This is a genomic window from Okeania sp. SIO3B5 (genome assembly GCF_010692555.1).
In the GTDB taxonomy this organism is placed as follows: Bacteria; Cyanobacteriota; Cyanobacteriia; order Cyanobacteriales; family Microcoleaceae; genus Okeania.
Map to the genome: position 1 here is coordinate 1 of NZ_JAAHHG010000086.1, position 19109 is coordinate 19109.

The window sequence follows — 19109 nt, forward strand, 5'->3', positions numbered from 1 at the left end:
AACGCGCAGGCGTGAGAACCATCTCTGGACTAGATGCCGTAAGGTATTTAGTTTAAGTGGACTCATTGAACCAAGAATCCTGGTTTCAGGAGAATCCCCGTGCGTTTACGCCGGGGAGTATGTCAATAAGATAGTAGTTGGGTAGTGTTGCATTATCCGGCAATGTTTGTTACGAGAACAGTGGGAGCATCTTGCTCCCGTGGCAGCTCTTTGCTTTATACAGCGCTTTCCGTTGTTATGAGGTACACCCCGAAGCGGGCAAGATGCCCGCACTACAAAATTTTCACCATTTATCCTGTACCTCATTTGCTCAAAATCTGCTGTATAAGTACTAAAATTTTAAATAGTGTTTGATCAATGGGGTGGGTATCTTGCCTGCGGTGAAAATATGTGGAGCCAGGCATCCTGCCTGCGGTCGGGCCCATTCCACAAAACTATAACTATTAAAATCATCCCACACTTATGCAACGCCCCTATTTTCAAAGGAGCTTAACTAGAAAAATCACTACTTGTACACTACTAAAAATATCACTTCTGACTTCTGACTTCTGACTTCTGACTTTACTATAACTGCCACAAACTCCCATAACAAAATTCCTTAATTTTAACTGTAGAAATTTCTGTAAAAACCGATGGTGGATACTGACATTGCCATACTGTTTAAAATTCTGCCATTATTAAAAGTGTAAGTAAGCTTTAAGTTTAAGGATAAATAAATGAGTTTTTCCATTCAATCTCTATATACTTGGTATCGTAATACTATCCGCAATCCTAAATATCGTTGGTGGATTATTGCTGGAACATTGGCTTATGTATTGAGTCCTTTTGACATTTCTCCAGATTTTATCCCAGTTGTCGGACAAATTGATGATATTGCTATTGTAACTCTCTTGGTGGCAGAAGTTTCTCAGATGGTAGTTGAATATATGAAGTTACGTCAGGGTAAAGATGTGGCAGTTGCACCTGATATTAATGATAAAGACTCAACTACTACTGATACCACAGTTGATGTAGATGCTGTTTCTGTCAAATAAATTAGATTTAGGCAAAATTAGTTTTCTATTATTTTGTCTCGACTGTATGAAATATTTCAAATAAGAATATTTAACCTAAGTCTCCAGTTAATGAAAAATGATGGACTTGGGTTTATTTTTTGGCAGAAAAATGGTGTAACATCATGTCAAGATAATCAGTTATAAAAAAAACTTCTCCCTTTGAACTTTTCTTTCCCTTCAGCATAGCTGCCTTCTGCCCTCTGCCTTCCCTGGACTTGGGTTTATTTTTTGGCAGAAAAATGGTGTAACATCATGTCAAGATAATCAGTTATAAAAAAACTTCTCCCTTTGAACTTTTCTTTCCCTTCAGCATAGCTGCCTTCTGCCCTCTGCCTTCCCTGAACTTGGGTTTATTTTTTTGCAGGAAAATGGTATAAGTTTACGGGTATTTGCTACGAGTAGGAAATAATGAAATTTAGGGAACTTGTAAATCAGCTTGGTGGTGAGGCGATCGCTAGTAGCCTAGAAAAAACTAATGGTGTGGTCCCAGATATTACAGGTGTGGCCCCAGTGGATGAAGCATTAGCAGGTACTCTTAGTTATATAGAAGGACCAAAATTTGCCAGTTATTTAGGCACGACAAATGCTAGTGCTTTGATTTTGCCCATGGACGAGACTCTGCAAACCCAGGCAAGCGAACGTGGCATTGAGTGGGTAGCAGGAAAAGAACCGAGATTATTATTTGCCAAGGCGATCACTCTTTTTTATCAACCTTTTCAACCTATTCGAGAAATTCATAGCACTGCTGTTATTCACTCAACAGCGGAAATAGGAAAAAATGTTTATCTTGGCCCTCATGTTGTGGTTGATGCGGGGGTAAAAATTGGGGACAATGTTTGTATTTATTCAAATGTGGTAATTTATCCAGATGTGGAAATAGGAGATAATTCTGTTTTACACGCTAACTGTTCGATTCACGAACGTAGTCAAATTGGTAATGGTTGTGTGATTCATAGTGGGGCGGTTATTGGTGGAGAAGGTTTTGGTTTTGTGCCCACTCAAGATGGTTGGTACAAAATGGAACAGTCTGGCAGAGTGGTTTTGGAAGATGGGGTTGAAGTTGGTGGCAATAGTACTATTGATCGCCCCGCAGTGGGAGAAACTAGAATAGGCAAAAATACGAAATTGGATAATTTGGTGCAAGTTGGCCATGGTTGTCAGATTGGAAAAAACTGTGCTTTGGCAGCTCAGGTTGGTTTAGCTGGTGGGGTGAAACTGGGCGATAATGTAATTTTGGCAGGTCAAGTGGGTATTGCTAATCAGGCAAAAATTGGAGATGGAGCGATCGCTACTGCTCAAGCAGGTGTTCATAATGATGTTGCTGCTGGAGAAATTGTTTCTAGTAGTCCTGCTGTTCCTTATAAGATTTATTTAAAAGCGTCTGCTATTTATAAACGTTTACCTGAAATTTATCAATATGTGAAACAGATTAAGCGAATGTTGAATATTAGTTCTTATTGAAGAAGGAAGAAGGAAGAAGGAAGAAGGAAGAAGGCAGAAGGGAAAATTGCTTTATGGATAGTCAATGATCGGCCACTCCGTGTCTTATCAAAATAGCATGGGTTTAAAACCCCGCCTTTTAAGGCGCAATATTTTTGGAGCCTTGCTCAAATCCCCTAGTTCCCCTCCTGGGAGGGCTATGCTTTACCCACATATTTCTTAACATAAAACTTGACAAAACTGACAAATTATGGGTAAGTCTTAGTTCGGCTTTTTTGGGAGAAAAATGTATGAAAAAGCACATTTATTTGTGAATTTTTAAGTATTTTCACTTAGATACTATGATTTTTTCTCCGTGTCTCCCCCTCTCCGTGTCTCCCCGTCCGCACAAGGGTTTCAGGAGTTATGGGTAAGGGATAGCTGGGAGGGGGAGGGGCGAGGGGTGGGTTAACTTCTGAATTCTGAATTCTGACTTCGTTTGACGGTAGGGTATTGAACCCGCAAAAGAAAAGATAAAACTGCTATTTCAACGTTATGCTGACTATTTTTTAAGTAAACTCTAGTCTAGATATAGCAATGTGCGCTGGCATATTTACAAATTGCAGGAGATGTCCAATAGCTAAAAGTCTTATATTATCGGTTTTTTATTCCCCCTGTTGCCTGTTGCCTGTTGCCTGTTGCCTGCGCACAGCGCTATATGTCAATTTTTTCTGAGGAAAATTAGAGTGAAAGTTGAACAAGTTATTAATACCCTAAAGTTGGATTTACCTACTCTATTTGAAAAGGATATTTCCTACGATATTTATACTAAAGATATTTTTTTTAAAGACCCAGTTAATACATTTAAGTGGAAGTTTAATTATCGAATTATTTTTTGGACTTTGCGCTTTCATGGTCGGTTATTTTTCACAGAACTCTATTTTGATTTACACGATGTTCAGCAAACAGAAGAAAATATAATTTTGGCAAATTGGACTGTGCGTGGAATATTAAGAGTTCCTTGGCAAGCAAGAATTTTTTTTAATGGTTATTCAACTTATAAATTTAATCAAGATGGATTAATTTATGAGCATATTGATACTTGGGATAGAAAACCTACTGAAATATTAAAGCAGTTTTTTCATAAGGGGTGAATTCAGTTATCAGTTATTAGTTATTAGTTATCAGGTTTATGATTAGAGAAAGGTTAGGACATACAGCAGATTCGGTTGTATATGAAGTACAGATATTAACGATTAAATCTTCCCAGTGCGGGCATCTTGCCCGCTATGACTGTACCTCACCCTTAGATGTAATCTGCTGTATCAAAAGCTTAAAACTCAGACAAAACCATATTTTTTAGTCCTTCCTTCTTCCTTCTTCTATGAAAACGCCATATTTTTCCGTCCTTTCTTCTGATTCCTTCCTCCTTCTTCCCTCTTCCTTCTTCCTTCTTCCTTCTTAAATAGGAGAAATTTCAGCCATATCTAATATTCTAGGGATTAAATCTTCTCGCTTAATTGCCATCAAATGAACTCCATGACAAATCTTACTAGCAATTTGTACTTGTTCAGCAGCAATTTTTATTCCTTCCTCTAAAGGTTTTTCAGCTTTTGCCAAACGATTAATAATATGTTCTGGTATATCAACTCCAGGCACATACTTATTAATAAAAGCAGCATTTTTGGCAGATTTAAGTAAAAATATTCCAGCTAAAATTGGTTTATTACTATCAACTGCAATTTGATTCATAAACTTTTCTAACTTATCAAAATCAGAGATTAATTGACTTTGAAAAAATTGACACCCTGCTAATAATTTAAGTTCAAATCGTTTTTTTAATCCTGACCAACTAGGGGACTGAGGATCGACAGCAGCACCGACAAATAAATCTGTAGCTCCATCCGGTAAAGCTTTCTCATTCCAGTCCATACCTTGGTTTAACTTAGCAATCATTTTTAATAGACGTGTAGACTCCATGTCAAACACACTTCTGGCATCTTTATGGTCTCCTGCCTTTACGGGGTCCCCAGTAAGAGCTAAAATATTATTAAGTCCTAATGCTGAAGCTCCCATTAGGTCAGCTTGTAACCCAATACGGTTGCGATCGCGACAAGCTACTTGACATATTGGCTCTATGCCATTATTTTTCAAGATAATTGAGGCTGCCAATGAAGACATTCTCAAAACAGCACGACTGCCATCTGTTACATTAACAGCATGAACCCGACCTTTTAGTGTTGAGGCCATTTCAATCATGTGAGTGGGGTCAGCTCCCTTTGGTGGTGCTACTTCAGCAGTTACTAAAAATTCTCCCGATTTTACTGCATTACGAAATCTATTCATTATATTTATTACTTAATATTTATTACTTAGTTGTGGTTAAGTTGTTGATTTTTTCAGACTATTCGATAGATTAAATAAAAATCTTTTTTAACTAACTACTATTTACTTTGATTAACAACAGAAATTTCAGAATATGTCATGGTAGAGCAAATATCATTTTTGTTACTCGTTAACAAATTAAAGTGCTTTCCGCTGTTATGAAGTGCAACCATCGCGGGCAAGATGCCCGCACTACAATATTTTCACTATTCATCTTGTACATTATTTGTTTGAGCTGATAAAATCTAACTTTTAACTTTTGACTTTTGACTTCTAAATTTGACTTCTAAATTTGACTTTTGACTTCTAAATTGGCATAGAATAACCTAAAGCTGCTTTGACTTTTGCTAAGGTTTGATTAGCAACTGCCCCTGCTTTTTGTCTACCTTCAGCTAAAACAGATTCTAAATAACCTTTATCATCCATTACTTCTTGATATTTCGTTTGAATTGGTTTCAAAGCTTCAATAGTTGCCTCAGTTAATAAAGGTTTAAATTTTCCCCATCCCATATCCTGACATTCTACTGCTACTTCTTCTTTTGTTTTGCCTGAAAATAATCTATAAAGGGTTAATAAATTATTACATTCAGGTCGTTCAGGATTATCAAATTCTAAACCCTTAACTGGGTCTGTTTTGCAACGTTTAATTTTTTTTGTAACTATATCCGGTGGGTCTAATAAACTAATTCTACTCAATTCTGAAGGGTCAGATTTAGACATTTTGCTAGTACCATCTGTCAAACTCATTACCCGCGCACCCTCTTTTCTAATCAAAGGATCTGGTAATTTTAGTATCTTTTCATCGTTACCAAACTGATGATTAAATCTAACTGCAATATCGCGAGTAAGCTCCAAGTGTTGTTTTTGGTCTTCTCCCACAGGAACTTTATCTGCATCATATAGTAAAATATCTGCAGCCATCAAAACTGGATAATCTAATAAACCTGTACCGACATTTTCTCCTTGTTTAACTGATTTTTCCTTGAATTGGATCATATCTGTCAACCAATTCAGTGGAGTAATACAGTTCAGTAACCATGTCAATTCACTATGAGCTGGAATATGAGATTGTACAAATATGGTAGAATAATCCAGGTCTATACCACAGGCTAAATATAAGGCTGCAATAGTGTAAGTATCTTTACTTAGTGTCGCTGGATTGTGTGGTACTGTAATAGCGTGTAAGTCTACTACACAGAAGAAATTATCATATTCTTTTTGATCCTCCACCCAGTTGCGAATAGCACCTAAATAATTTCCAATATGAAGGTTTCCAGTTGGTTGAACTCCAGAGAGTACGCGCTGTTTAACCATTACTCTTTAACTTTAGCCATTCAATATTAATTAATAATTAACAATAACATAATTAAGTACCCATAATGAAGTCAAAAGTCAAAAATTAAAAGTCAAAAGTTTTAAAGTCAAAAGTCAAAAGTCAAAAGTCAAAAGTCAAAAGTGAGATAGTATTGACGCAAAAGTTTAAAAGTTAAAAGATTGACAAAATGTGAATAATTATTCCCAACAAACACTATATTAATTAATAGACTTCTTGCAAAAGTTTTAATTAAACCAATTCAAGATATGAAATAAACAATTTCATCTCCTTATTGCCTATTCCCTATTCCCTATTCCCTATTCCCTAACTTCTGTAAGAAGTTTAATGTTTTTGAATCAAATTAAATGAAGCCGAAAATTAATAATATTACTGCCTGGAAACAAGCTGAACTACTAATGCAACCTGCTTTCATCAGATTATTAGATCATATTCGTAAAAAACTAGATAATTCTGTTTGGCAAGGAGATTATCAAGAAGTACAAACACCAATTCCAGGATATAGATTAGATTTAGAACATCAAGACCAAAAAGTTAGTATTGATATCTGGGAACTTTGCTATCAAGTTTGTTTTAGTAACTATCATGTTACTCATAGTTCTGAAGAAACGGTAGAAGTTGAAGTCGATACTAGCTTACTCAATGATGAAGGAAGTGTCAATTGGGAGCATCTTGACGAAAAAGCTCTGAAAGTAGTAGAAAATATGATAGCTGACTTACCAACAGTATAGATAGATTTTCTCAGAACAAAAAAAATTATTTGTATAGCTAAGAAAGAATTAGTTAGGAAATAGATTAATGACGAATCTTAGACTAGAAAATGTTTTTCTAACTGTTCCCTATTCCCTATTCCCTATTCCCTATTCCCTATTCCCTAAAAATTATAATTATGAACCAAGAATTACAGAATATTCAAACATCTAATGGTGCAAATTTTCAGGACTCAATTCCAGTTAGTTTTGGTAATGATACTCAAGTAATAGAAGCAATAAAACAGGGAGTAGCTGTATGCGATCGCTCTCATTGGGGACTAATACAAATTTCCGACGATGATCGTCTCCGGTTTCTACATAACCAAAGTACAAATAATTTCAATATTCTCAAACCAGGTGAAAGTTGTGAGACTGTTTTCGTCACTCCCACTGCTCGTACTATCGACTTAGCAACAGCTTATGTTACAGAAAATGCTGTTTTATTGTTAGTCTCTCCCAACCGTTGTCAACAGTTAATAGAGTGGTTTGACCGTTATCTGTTTCCGATGGACAGGGTGGCAGTTAAAGATATTAGTAGGGAATATGCCATATTTAGTCTCATGGGACCAGAAAGCAAAAACTCCATCGCCAAATTATCAGGGATAACTCCTCCAGATGCACCCCACCCTAGTCACCAGTTAATAAGTCTAAAAGATGTAGAAGTTCGCTTTAGTGTTGGTAGTGGGTTGGCAACAGAGGGATACACTTTGATAGTTCCTGTGAATAATGCTGCTAAAGTTTGGCAAATGTTAACAGAAACAGGAGCAGTACCTATGGGCGATCGCCTATGGCAACAACTGAGAATATATGAAGGTCGCCCCGCGCCAGACTATGAACTTACAGATGACTATAACCCTCTGGAAGCTGGTTTATGGAATACTATTTCTTTTGAGAAAGGTTGTTATATTGGTCAAGAAACTATTGCCCGTTTAAACACATATAAAGGTGTGAAACAAAGACTTTGGGGAGTCCGTTTAAATGGGATGGCGGAATTAGGAAATGTTGTGAAAGTTGGAGATGAAAAAGTTGGGAAACTGACAAGTTGTACGGAAAGTAATGGGGGTTATTTTGGATTGGTTTATATCAGAACAAAAGCTGGTGGAGCGGGTTTAAAAGTACAAGTGGGAGATGTGGAAGGGGAAGTAGTTGAAGTGCCTTTTTTGACTCATCAATATTTTGAGAGTTAGGGTGTATCTCAATGCGTGAATAAAGCCAAAAAATTATCGCTTTTAGGGAACAGGGAACAGGGAACAGGGAACAGGGAACAGGGAATATATAGGAAAAAAAGTATTTTTGCTTGCTATGAGATGCACCCGATAATTAGGGCTTGCTAATTAGGGTTTGCTGATTAAATATCGCGCGTATTGACTGATATTGGTTTTAGCAATTTTAGGTCTGGAAAAAGTGCGAGGTTTTAGGTGGTAATGGTTCAAAAATTCAGGATTTTGGTCAAGAGTTGGGCATAAAAATCTTGGGACAAAACTTAGCTCTTACCTCCTCCAAATTCCCCGTTCCTCCTGTCTCCTGTCTTCCCCTCCTGGGAGGGGTTAGGGGTGGGTTGTCTCCTACCTTCACCCACAAGACTTTTTCAGCAAACCCTAATTAACCACAATGTAGGGACGTTGCATACACAACCTCCCTATCAGGTTAGGTAAAGATTGTTTATTACAGTTATTTAATTAGGGTCTGCTGATTAATTATAAAAGCATTGACTGATATTGGTTTTAGCCTTCTGAGATGCCCAAGAAGTGCGCTTGTTTTAGTCTAAAACGTTCAAAAAGTTAGCATTTTAGGCAAATCGAGGAAAGAAAAATTGAGAGACAATTCTTACTTCTACCTCCTCGCTCATTCTCCGTTCTTCCTGTCTCCTGTCTCCTGTCTTCCCCTCCTGGGAGGGGTTAGGGGTGGGTTGTCTCCTACCCTCACCCATAAGACTTTTTCAGCAAGCCCTAATTAGACATGATATAACAATCAAATTTAGTAAGGAGCGCCATCAGGGAACAACAAACCTATGCGTTTTTCTCGCACTTTAGCTTCCTCAGCACTTTGTGCCTTGAGAGAATCAACAACTTCTTTTTCCAACCCTAGTTTTTCTGCTATTTGGTAAATTTTAGCCATTTCATCTGGGTGTAATTCTCCATCAGCGCTACAAGTCTTAATGGCCAGATAAATAACTGTACGACGACCACCTTTATTCACCGCAGGTGCCTGACTTAAAACATCAATTACATCCTCATCTGCTGGGTAGGTTTTTGCTAGTTCATATCCGTCACTGCCGAGTGCAGCAGCGCGACCAACTATCCAATTTCTTTCTTCTGGTGCTAGTACCCCATCTGCTTTAGCACAAATAAGAACTGATTTAATAATTGTTTCATGGTCTTTAGTTGGTGGGAGACTTTTGAAGCCATAGGTTTCACCATGCAACCATAACTTAGCGTCCTGTTCAATATCAGACATAATTTAACGCTCCATTTTGGATTGTTTACTTTCACTAGCATCATATAATATCATGTCCGGTTTTAGGCAACAGGCAACAGAGAATATATAGGGTTTGCTGAATAAATTGGTTGGTGGGGTAGGACACGGGGACACGGAGACGCGGGGACGCGGAGATGGGGTCACAGGCAAGGTTTTCGGCCATTTTGTGTGAATAAATTTTCGTGAATTTCAGCAGAAAATTTCAGTAAATTGATGCCAATAAGAGCCATAAACTAGAATATTTTTTGAATATAAAAAGCTCCTAAGCATTATATATCCTGATTTTTAGCTTTATTCAGCAAGCCCTATATAGGAAAAAAGTATTTTTGCAAATATGAGATGCACCCTTCTGCCTTCTGCCTTCTGCCCTCTGTCTTAAATTTAGTGTCGGTTTACTAACTTGACAATTTCTGAGGCTAATGCTTGTATCATTGGGCGAGAAGAAACATCTTCCCCTCTTTGTAGATGATGCACAATACCTGTTAAAATTGAATTTTTTCTCTCAACTTTATCCTCTTTTGCCTCATAATTGCTGTAGATAACTGCAATTATAGGTAAAGTTTTTTTCAGTTTATTTTGACAAAAATTTTGCCATTCAATAACTTCAGATTCAGTGTTGGCTAAAATCACAGCATGAGTAGCTTCAGACATAATTACTTGATTTTCTGGGGAAGTTTTTCCTCCTACATCAAACAACAATAAAGAATTAACAATTCTTTGGATATCTCGTGCCTTTCCTGTAGCAAATTCTGGAGTAAATTTAGCTTTATATTCAGCTTTTAATTCCTTTGCTAACTCTGGATGATTTTTGAAAGTTTCATAGTAAAAAGCTCCATCTCCATCAGGACAGCCTGAAATTGAAAAAAAATCTTGTGGGGCTGATTTTAAATTTAAAATAGCTGTTTTTAAACCATCTCGCAAAACAGTTTTTCCAGTATTTTTGGGCCCGCATAAAACTACTTTAGTCGGTTGATAGTTAACATTATTTTCTATATTTAATATTTGTCCAACTTGATAAGATTGAGCATGACTGATAGTTATTACATAACCAATTCTAGGGTCAAAAACGGCTATGCCACTATATTTATGAGCTAATTTATTAGCTATGAAAAAACTAGCTAATACTGTTGAACGTCCGTTGATTTTTAAGAGTTTTTTCCCACCTGGTAATTGCCCGGAATTAATTAAATTTTCTAACTGTATTTTCGCGTCTTTGAGAATTATATCGCCGTCAACTTCCCCACCATTTTTGAGTTTTGCTATTAAAATATCATCTTCCCAATATGTTAAAAATGATGGTTCTCCCGAAGGTGCAGGAGATACTTGTATAATTTCACCAGTTTCCAAGTCAATGCGAGTTCCTAAAGGATAATCAGGAGTAGTACTAATTACAACTACATAAGCTTTTAAACGAGTATCTGAAACAGCGATCGCTCCATATAAATGTCCCAGTTGATGGGCAAAAGTATAACTTGCTAATACAGAAATACGTCCGTAAATTTTCAGCAGTTTCCCTCCTGTAAGTTCTCCTGTAGAAATCATTTGCTCTAGCTGTTTTGCCACATCTTTGACAATTTGGTCCCCATCAACTTTAATAGGTTCATCATTCGGAGTCTTAGCAAATTCTACTTTGAGGGTATCTTTTTCTAAGCTAATATTGTAGGAATTCATCTATTTTTTCCTTTTTTTATTGACTTTTTTACTTTACAACACACTAGGAAAGGGGGTATTCTAAAATTTGATGCTATAAAAGAATTCATACCGTTTCACGGAAGTCAAAAGTCAAAAGTCAAAAGTCAAAAGTAAGATTTTACAGGCTCAAAATTTTGACACTACAGTAATTTCAGGAAATTATTTCAAATCTTAGAAGTGAAACTATTTGTGGCACCTCTAAAGTGAATTGGTATTAGAATTCAGAATAGACATCTCTAGAAAATGGGGAATAGGGAGTAATATCAAGTCTCATTAATTAGCCATAATAAATTAGCTATCTTTAGTCATCTTTAGATGACTTCTGCTTTGAGCCAAGAAATTTATTTCTTGGCTTGGCGGATGACATGGATCGCCAAGGGAAATAATTGATAATTTCTGTGGGATAATTAATTTGATTTTTCATTATTGGAGATGTTGATTAATTATAAAAAACCTTCTTTTTTAAACGTTTTTTTCCTTCTGCCTTCTGCCTTCTGCCCTCTGCCTTCTGCCCTCTGCCTTCTGCCCTCTGCCTTCTGCCTTATGCCTTTCTTCTTAAATTTAAAATAATGAATCAAGAAAACTTTACAACATCTGATGCTGATGTTTTTAACTTTCCCCCTGACGTTGAATTTTTACAGATATTAGCACGGGGTTCTTTAAAACAAAATTTACCTAAAGCTGTACGTCTTTGGGTAATTTTATATTCTATATATGGAGATGAAGCAGATCCAATCAAGGTAAAATTGGCCGATCAATTTACTTATAATGACTGGTGTAAGAAATTTTTTACAGAATTTGAGCATCATAAAAATGATAAAATTCCTATTTACCACGATCCTAAATGTCCTTGTGCTAAAACAATTCCTGATTGGCTATTTGAACCAACTATGGGTTCTAATGCACGGGAATGGAAAAAGTCATTTATTCAGCTTTACCCAATTACCCTACAACAGCTCAATAACTTATTAAATTTCGGCATAATTAATACGCAGAAAAACCAGACAAAACAACAGAAAATTCGTTTATTAGCTAAAACTAGAAAAAACTTTCAATATGATTTTCAAGCTTTAGTTTCAATGGGTTGGTTGCGGGCAAGGCAAGTCAAAAATAATCATCATCTGAATAAATTTCAAACTCAATATATTAAAGTTAATTCATTTCCCGGACTTCCCAGAAATTTACCATCACAAGAAGTTGTTGAAAACCAACAGGTAGGAAATGTTATTCAAAATGATTTAGTAGATTTTTTTGATGATTTTGGTCGGGAAATTAATCACGAACAACGGTTTTTTTTAGAGCTTGAATATATCGTACATCAACAGTTATTATCAAGAATAAATGAGTTCCGGGAAAAACTCAAAAAAATTTGGGATTCTCAGCCTATTCCGCCGATAAAAATTACTTATGTTAGTGCTAGAAACTTTCAAGATCGTCAAGATAAAGGGGAAAATTATATAGTCTATCCTGTTTGTATTTACTATTCTCAGCGTGCCCCTTATCTATTTGCTTATGGTCAAACTCCAAAAGATGATAGTGGTACAAAAATAAATTGGTATGATTATCGTCTCGACAGAATAAAAAGTTTAGAAGTGTTAGATTGGAATGGAATTAATCTGCCTAATTTTTCTCTCAAAATTTGTCAATCAAAAACACCAGCGGAAATAGAAAAAAAGAGAAGTGAAGCTTGGGGTTTTGATTTTTATAAACCTCAAGATGTACTACTAATTAGGTTCGACAAATACTTTCACAATCTGTATATTAAAGGTACGGAACGAGAAAATTTATTCAAAAAAATTTCCTATAAACAAGCTCAAAGTTTGATTAATAATTCCAAGGAGAAATTAGAGCAGAAACAACAGCTATTAAGAGTTTTAAAATCTCGTTCTCCCAAAGATATTTATTGTCGAGTTAATTATCGTAAAGATGATTACAATGTCATTATGCGTTTGAGAGCTTGGGGGGCAAAAGTTGAAGTATTATCTCCTTGGGATTTGCGTCAAACTATGACTGAAAATATTCAAGATACTTGGAAACTTTATCGGAGTTAGAATTCAGAATCCAGAATCCAGAATTCAGAATCCAGAATTTAGAATTCAGAACTCAGAATCCAGAACTCAGAATCCAGAATTCAGAATTTAGAATTTAGAATTCAGAATCCAGAATCCAGAATTCAGAATCCAGAATCCAGAATTTAGAATTCAGAATTTAGAATCCAGAATCCAGAATTCAGAATCCAGAATTCAGAATTTAGGAGTCAGAATTATGAATTCTAAGAAATATCCTAACTATTTGTAGGAACAATTTATCAATTTGGTATTACAATATTTATTGAGGAGTCAAAATTATTTGGGAAAGTTTAGTGGTTTTAGTTATTGTACATTTCGCCTACCTATATAACTCCTAGTTGCCTCCTAGCTTCTAACTCCTGGCTCCTGAGTTCTGAATTCTTTCTTAATAAACTCATGTCAACTCAACCTGCTAGAAAATTTCAAGACTTAATTGTGTGGCAAAAAGCCCATCATTTTGTTTTATCAATCTATTCTATTAGTCGTAGTTTTCCAAAAGAAGAAATCTATGGATTAACATCTCAATTCAGACGTGCTGCTGTATCTGTACCTGCAAATATAGCAGAAGGTTTTAAGAGAAAAACTGTGCCTGATAAAATTAGATTTTTGAACATAGCACAAAGTTCATTAGAAGAGTGTCGCTATTACTTAATCTTAGTTCAAGATCTTGGATATAACAATAATTGCACTGAAGTAATGGGAGAATTAGAAGAAGTAAGTAAACTACTAGATTCTTATGTAAACAAGTTAAAACAGCAAAAACATTCTTCTGATTCCTAACTCTTTATTTCTAATTTTACTCTAAATTCTGACTCCTCAACATTCTAACCCCCTTTCCACTGCTACTTTATACTACTAAATAAAGCTTGCTGATTAAATATCAAAGTTTTTACTGGCAAAGGTTTCAGCCTTTGCTGGAACTAAGGAAGTAGCAGCTTTTAGGTAATTCCAGTTCAAAAATCTGGGATTTTGGGCATTTCGAGAGGTAGAAAACCAAGGGAAAATTCTTCTGACTACCTCTTCTACAATTCTCATTCCTCCTGAATTCACCGATTCTGAATTCTGGATTCTGAATTCTGGATTCTGGATTCTGGATTCTGGATTCTGAATTCTGGATTCTGAATTCTGGATTCTGGATTCTGAATTCTGGATTCTGGATTCTGAATTCTGGATTCTGAATTCTGGATTCTGGATTCTGAATTCTGGATTCTGGATTCTGGATTCTGAATTCTGAATTCTGGCTCCTCCTCTGAAAAAAAGACTTTTTCAGCAAACTCTAAATAAAGACATCTAATCACAAGAAATGAAACTTTCAAATCGTTTTGAACAAGCCTTAGTATTAGCAACTCAACTTCATGCTAATCAGGTGAGAAAAAGTAGCGACATTCCCTACATTAGTCATTTGCTTAGTGTGGCAGCGCTGGTATTAGAAGATGGAGGGGATGAGGATGAGGCGATCGCTGCTCTTTTACATGATGCAGTGGAAGATCAGGGGGGTGAAAAAACTCGTGAATTAATTAGACAGCAGTTTGGAGAAAGGGTTATTGGTATTGTTGATGGTTGCACCGAGTCTTTGACAACACCTAAACCACCATGGCGCGATCGCAAGTTACAGTACTTGGAAAAAATGCGTTCTGCTTCGACTTCTGTACAGCGGGTGTCAATGGCGGATAAATTACATAATGCTCGTTCTACTTTAGCTGACTTTCATAGAGAAGGCGATACAGTTTGGCAGAAATTTAAGGGAGGAAAAGAGGGTTCCTTATGGTTTTATCGTAGTTTGCTAGAGATTTATCAACAAGGTACTTCTAATTTCTTGAAAACAGAATTAGAGCGGGTTGTTTGTGAGTTAGAGAGTTAATTAGGAGTCAGGAGCAAGAATTGTGATTTAGGGACAAAATGTGGCAAAAAAATATTAAATTAAGTCTTGACAATTTGTATGCCTAAAGTTAAGATAAAAAGTAATGGCGTAGGTATAAAGAACTTCGACAAATGAATAGCAGTAGCTTTTTAGTCATTTCTAGTTTTTTAGGAGTGGTTAAAAGGTAGTTTTTCATCTTTGCATGGTACCCCACATACACGCCTCCCAGAATCGCTGGAACCCTGATTCTCTCGTTGACCCGTGTATATGCCTTGCCAGGAGCGGGTTTGAGGGTCGTCATTTTGGCAAAATTTGCCTTGTTGACTTTTTTATCAAAGGGGCGTGTATATTTTGGGGTCTGAAAGCCTTACTGTGTCGTGGTTCCAAAACGTAACTCCCCCCCGCTTGGGTTAATGCGGATTAGTTGGAAACATTTGCTATAACCATACCAAATATTGTGCTTGTTAAAAAACCCCCCCGCTTGGGTTAATGCGGATTAGTTGGAAACAGTACCGGCTTTATTTCCGAATCTTTTAATACAACCCCCCCGCTTGGGTTAATGCGGATTAGTTGGAAACAGTATCAACTGGGAATCGAGAGAATTATATTCTCTCGACCCCCCCGCTTGGGTTAATGCGGATTAGTTGGAAACATTGTGATCTTGTAAGATTTTCGATGAAAAACATCAAACCCCCCCCGCTTGGGTTAATGCGGATTAGTTGGAAACCAATCGCCTTGCCAAATACCACCTGGTAACAGAGTGGACACCCCCCCGCTTGGGTTAATGCGGATTAGTTGGAAACAAAATTTCTCCGTTTATTAGTTCAAAATAATAGCCCCCCCGCTTGGGTTAATGCGGATTAGTTGGAAACTCTAGACGAGTTTTTTTTATTATGCTTATTATTTTATCCCCCCCGCTTGGGTTAATGCGGATTAGTTGGAAACTTATCTTGTAGAAGATCCAGTATTCATTTCTGCTAGCATGACCCCCCGCTTGGGTTAATGCGGATTAGTTGGAAACTTAAGGTAGGGGGAGACCCCTACATCTCCCTAAAAATTATTTGACTGAATAACTGATAACTGATAACTGATAACTGAAGTGCCCCAGGCAGATTAAACTACCTGGGGTTTTTTATTTTTTGAAATTTTCTGAGTAGCGATCGCAAAGTATAACGGGATTTATATCATGTCCGGATAATTAGTGATGAAAAAACGTATTATGAGTGCTTCAATAGTAAATATTTCTATTTTCCCTACTCCCCTACTCCCCTACTCCCCTACTCCCCTACTCCCCCGCTCCCCTACTATCTTATATTATAAGTATTCAACCGGACATGATATTAGTCCCCACTCTCAAGACTAAAACAGTGCTATAGTAAAAGTGACATTAAAAAATAAACAGAATGAAATTATGTCTAATTACACAGAAAATCCCAATTACTTTACTCCCTATTTAAAACATCAAGGGCACACAAAAGAAGAACAATTACGTCTCAATCAACCAGCAATGGAATGGTTAAAAAAACAAATAGAAGAAAAAGTCCCAGAAACCGAATTACAAATCAGACGAAAAAACTTAGAAATATTAAAACAAACTATGGATAGTTTTCGACCATCAGGACACAAATTATATAGCGAAAAATGATAGTTTTTATTGATAGTGGTGTGTTAGGTTTACTATCATCTCCCAACGAAAAATTAGAAGCCAAACAATGTCAAGAATGGCTGTACTCTCTCTTATCCAAAGGTGTTTATATTATTAGTTCAGATTTATGTGATTATGAACTTAGAAGAAGTTTACTCCTAAACTCAATCAGAGGAATATCAAATCAAAGTATCGATAATCTTAATAATTTAGACAATTTAATTGATTTTTTACCTACTACAAAATCAGTCATGCAACAAGCTGCCCAGTTGTGGGCAACCTCTCGTTTCCAAGGAACGCCCACAGCTAATCCCAAAAATATTGATGTTGATGTAATTATTGCAGCTCAATGTCAACTCATGCAAGCCGAAAATCCCGGCCAAAACCTCGTAGTTGCTACCACAAATGTTAAACATTTAAGTCGTTTTATTAATGCTCAAAAATGGTATGAGATTAGATATTAACAGGACTTACGCAGAACCACTATATCTAGTAGGGGCGTTAACGATAGTTATGCGAAGCAAACGGCCGTTCGCCCCTAAAGATCGTGTATGATTTGATATTTTGCGTAAGTCCTGATTAAGTAGGGCTTGCTGAAAAAGTATGAGTGGTAGGGGGTAGAATCCAGAATCCAGAATCCAGAAGTCAGGAGGAATGGGAATTATAGAAGAAGTAGTCAGAAGAATCGTAAAAGTGATTTTCTACCCCGATCTTGCCTAAAATCTTAGATTTTTGAACCATTACCACCGAAAAGCTGGTACTCCCTTAGTAGCTGAAAAGGGTAAAACCAAAACCAGTCAAGACGCGTGATATTTAATCAGCAAGCCCTAAGTAGGAAGGCAGAAGGGAAGAAAAAAAGTGGGAAGGAATAAAAATTTTTTTCTCTAATTATAAAGTAGGGGCATTTGATAGTGTCTCTACTTTTTTTTTGGCATTGCATAATTGCGGGATGATTTTGTCAGAGAGCAGAAATCATACAGCAGTTTTCATTGTAGTGCGGGCATCTTGCCCGCGATGGGTGTACCTCATAGAGTCCCAAAGTGCTGTAAACTTGTAGCGCTATAATAAAGTAGAGGACAGAACACTTAGAAAAGGGGTATTCTAAATTGGGTTATAGTAGAAGAGTCAGAATTCAGGAGTCAGAAACCCAATTAATACTTTTGACTTTTGACTTTTGAATTTTGAATTTTTAACTTTTAACTTTTGACTTTTGAATTTTTAACTTTTAACTTTTGACTTTTGACTTTTGACTTTTGAATTTTAACTAAGGAGAAATCATGCCAACAATTATTACAACTACAGGCACATCTTTATTAAGTAATGCCAGTCGCGAGCTAAACAAACAGAGAGGAGAATCATTTGCTGATAATGAATTACAAAATTACTTCAAAAATGTGGGAGCAGAAAAAGCAAGTGCTGAAACAAAATCTTTGTTGAAAATTGCTAGTCCTGAAGATGAAGTAGTTTTGTTATACACTAAAACCCATAATGGCGAACTGTGTGCTAGAGAAGTATATCGCTATTTAAAAAGTAAAAAATGGTCAAATATTCGTCTGAGAGAATTACCTTTAGAAGAAAATGAAGCCCAGTTTGAACGTCGTGGTTTAAGAGAATTAGTTAATATTTTGATAGAAGAAATTACCAAAGCACAACGAGAAAATCAAGAAGTAATCATCAATGCTACTGGAGGTTTTAAAGCAGAAATTGCCTACACAACAATTGTGGGAATGATTTTTCAAGTTCCAGTTAAATATATCTATCAATTTTTTCAAGAACCTGTTACTTTTCCGACTTTACCTATTAGTTGGAATGTCAATCTTTTGCTAGAATATGAAGACTTTTTTGCATGGATAGATGAGGAACCACGAAAAGATGTTGAAGTCGAACAACGTTTAAAAGCTATTCCAAAATTAGAGCGAAATCAAGTACAACAATTATTATTACCAGCAGATGAAAATGATGAAATTATGCTCTCAGCAGCAGGAGATATTCTCTGGAAACGAGTAGCACAACAACGAGAATTAGCAGAATTAATAGAAGATGCTCCTCCATCAGAAATACCTAATGCAGATAAAATTGCTAGTTCTATAGCTGAAGATAAACATCATTTTCCCAAAGGAACGCGAGAATTTGCTAAAAAAGTTGCTCAAGTCGAAGCAGTAGAAGAAATTATAGGAGGGCATTTTGAAAATACAACAATGAAACGAATAAAAAAAATTGATGATGATGGTTCAATTAGATTATTGTGGGCAGATAATGAAAAAGCTGTAAATATTACTATTCGTACTACTGCCCGTGGACAAGCGCAGACTTTAAAGTTACGCGATCGCTACATTCGTCCTTTACTGAAATAACCAGTTTTTGTGGTTTGGATCAGGACAAATGTCAGTATTGAGGGGAAAGGGTACTAGAAAAGCCCC

The 19109-nt window shown here is 36.3% G+C and carries 16 protein-coding genes and 1 CRISPR repeat array; of the genes, 11 read left to right on the forward strand and 5 right to left on the reverse strand.

Annotation, left to right across the window (positions count from 1 at the left end):
• Window positions 1-716: 716 nt before the first annotated feature.
• From F6K54_RS14040 to F6K54_RS14050, 3 genes are all read left to right on the forward strand, one after another.
• Entirely contained in the window at window positions 717-1034 is a 318-nt protein-coding gene (locus tag F6K54_RS14040) for a YkvA family protein (protein WP_293078447.1), read from the forward strand.
• A 429-nt stretch (window positions 1035-1463) separates the two neighbouring features.
• The gene (gene lpxD / locus F6K54_RS14045; protein WP_293078449.1) at window positions 1464-2516 is read left to right on the forward strand and encodes a UDP-3-O-(3-hydroxymyristoyl)glucosamine N-acyltransferase; all 1053 of its coding nucleotides are present in this window, start codon (window positions 1464-1466) and stop codon (window positions 2514-2516) included.
• 704 nt (window positions 2517-3220) lie between these two features.
• A complete protein-coding gene (locus F6K54_RS14050) occupies window positions 3221-3628 on the forward strand; it encodes a DUF2358 domain-containing protein (RefSeq protein ID WP_293070063.1) in 408 nt (135 codons plus the stop codon).
• Between the two features lie 307 nt (window positions 3629-3935).
• On the opposite strand, the gene F6K54_RS14055 is transcribed toward F6K54_RS14050, so the two are convergent.
• Window positions 3936-4820: a methylenetetrahydrofolate reductase gene (locus F6K54_RS14055; protein WP_293078450.1), complete on the reverse strand. Its 885-nt coding sequence runs from the start codon at window positions 4818-4820 to the stop codon at window positions 3936-3938.
• A 345-nt stretch (window positions 4821-5165) separates the two neighbouring features.
• The gene (trpS, locus tag F6K54_RS14060) at window positions 5166-6173 is read right to left on the reverse strand and encodes a tryptophan--tRNA ligase (RefSeq protein WP_293078451.1); all 1008 of its coding nucleotides are present in this window, start codon (window positions 6171-6173) and stop codon (window positions 5166-5168) included.
• Window positions 6174-6539: 366 nt separating this feature from the next.
• On the opposite strand from trpS, the gene F6K54_RS14065 reads away from it, so the two are divergent.
• Both F6K54_RS14065 and F6K54_RS14070 read left to right on the forward strand, forming a co-directional pair.
• Window positions 6540-6923, forward strand: coding sequence for a hypothetical protein (locus F6K54_RS14065; protein WP_293078452.1), 384 nt, complete (start codon window positions 6540-6542; stop codon window positions 6921-6923).
• A gap of 158 nt (window positions 6924-7081) precedes the next feature.
• On the forward strand, window positions 7082-8131 hold the full coding sequence (locus F6K54_RS14070; protein ID WP_293078454.1) for a folate-binding protein YgfZ: 1050 nt from the start codon (window positions 7082-7084) through the stop codon (window positions 8129-8131).
• A gap of 790 nt (window positions 8132-8921) precedes the next feature.
• Here the strand turns inward: F6K54_RS14070 and F6K54_RS14075 are convergent.
• A complete protein-coding gene (locus F6K54_RS14075) occupies window positions 8922-9401 on the reverse strand; it encodes a hypothetical protein (RefSeq protein ID WP_293078455.1) in 480 nt (159 codons plus the stop codon).
• A gap of 402 nt (window positions 9402-9803) precedes the next feature.
• A complete protein-coding gene (locus tag F6K54_RS14080; protein ID WP_293078457.1) occupies window positions 9804-11093 on the reverse strand; it encodes a CRISPR-associated protein Csx3 in 1290 nt (429 codons plus the stop codon).
• A 590-nt stretch (window positions 11094-11683) separates the two neighbouring features.
• On the opposite strand from F6K54_RS14080, the gene F6K54_RS14085 reads away from it, so the two are divergent.
• Together F6K54_RS14085 and F6K54_RS14090 are read left to right on the forward strand one after the other, a co-directional pair.
• Complete coding sequence (locus F6K54_RS14085) at window positions 11684-13165, forward strand: TIGR03985 family CRISPR-associated protein (RefSeq protein ID WP_293078459.1); 1482 nt, start codon at window positions 11684-11686, stop codon at window positions 13163-13165.
• Between the two features lie 414 nt (window positions 13166-13579).
• Window positions 13580-13963, forward strand: coding sequence for a four helix bundle protein (locus tag F6K54_RS14090; RefSeq protein ID WP_293078461.1), 384 nt, complete (start codon window positions 13580-13582; stop codon window positions 13961-13963).
• Window positions 13964-14056: 93 nt separating this feature from the next.
• Here F6K54_RS14090 and F6K54_RS14095 read toward each other — a convergent pair whose 3' ends face one another.
• On the reverse strand, window positions 14057-14218 hold the full coding sequence (locus F6K54_RS14095; RefSeq protein WP_293078463.1) for a hypothetical protein: 162 nt from the start codon (window positions 14216-14218) through the stop codon (window positions 14057-14059).
• Window positions 14219-14486: 268 nt separating this feature from the next.
• Between F6K54_RS14095 and F6K54_RS14100 the strand changes: the two genes are divergently transcribed.
• The 4 genes from F6K54_RS14100 (at window position 14487) to F6K54_RS14115 (ending at window position 19043) form a co-directional block, all read left to right on the forward strand.
• Window positions 14487-15044: an HD domain-containing protein gene (locus F6K54_RS14100; protein WP_293078465.1), complete on the forward strand. Its 558-nt coding sequence runs from the start codon at window positions 14487-14489 to the stop codon at window positions 15042-15044.
• 396 nt (window positions 15045-15440) lie between these two features.
• Window positions 15441-16065: direct repeats of the CRISPR family, unit length 36 nt; unit sequence CCCCCCCGCTTGGGTTAATGCGGATTAGTTGGAAAC.
• 390 nt (window positions 16066-16455) lie between these two features.
• Complete coding sequence (locus tag F6K54_RS14105; protein WP_293078467.1) at window positions 16456-16689, forward strand: hypothetical protein; 234 nt, start codon at window positions 16456-16458, stop codon at window positions 16687-16689.
• Window positions 16686-17153, forward strand: a complete 468-nt coding sequence (locus F6K54_RS14110; protein WP_293078469.1) for a type II toxin-antitoxin system VapC family toxin — start codon at window positions 16686-16688, stop codon at window positions 17151-17153. Before F6K54_RS14105 ends, F6K54_RS14110 begins: the two co-directional genes overlap by 4 nt.
• Window positions 17154-17966: 813 nt before the next feature.
• Window positions 17967-19043 (forward strand): putative CRISPR-associated protein, encoded by a 1077-nt coding sequence (locus F6K54_RS14115; protein WP_293078471.1) that lies wholly within the window; start codon window positions 17967-17969, stop codon window positions 19041-19043.
• Window positions 19044-19109: the final 66 nt, after the last annotated feature.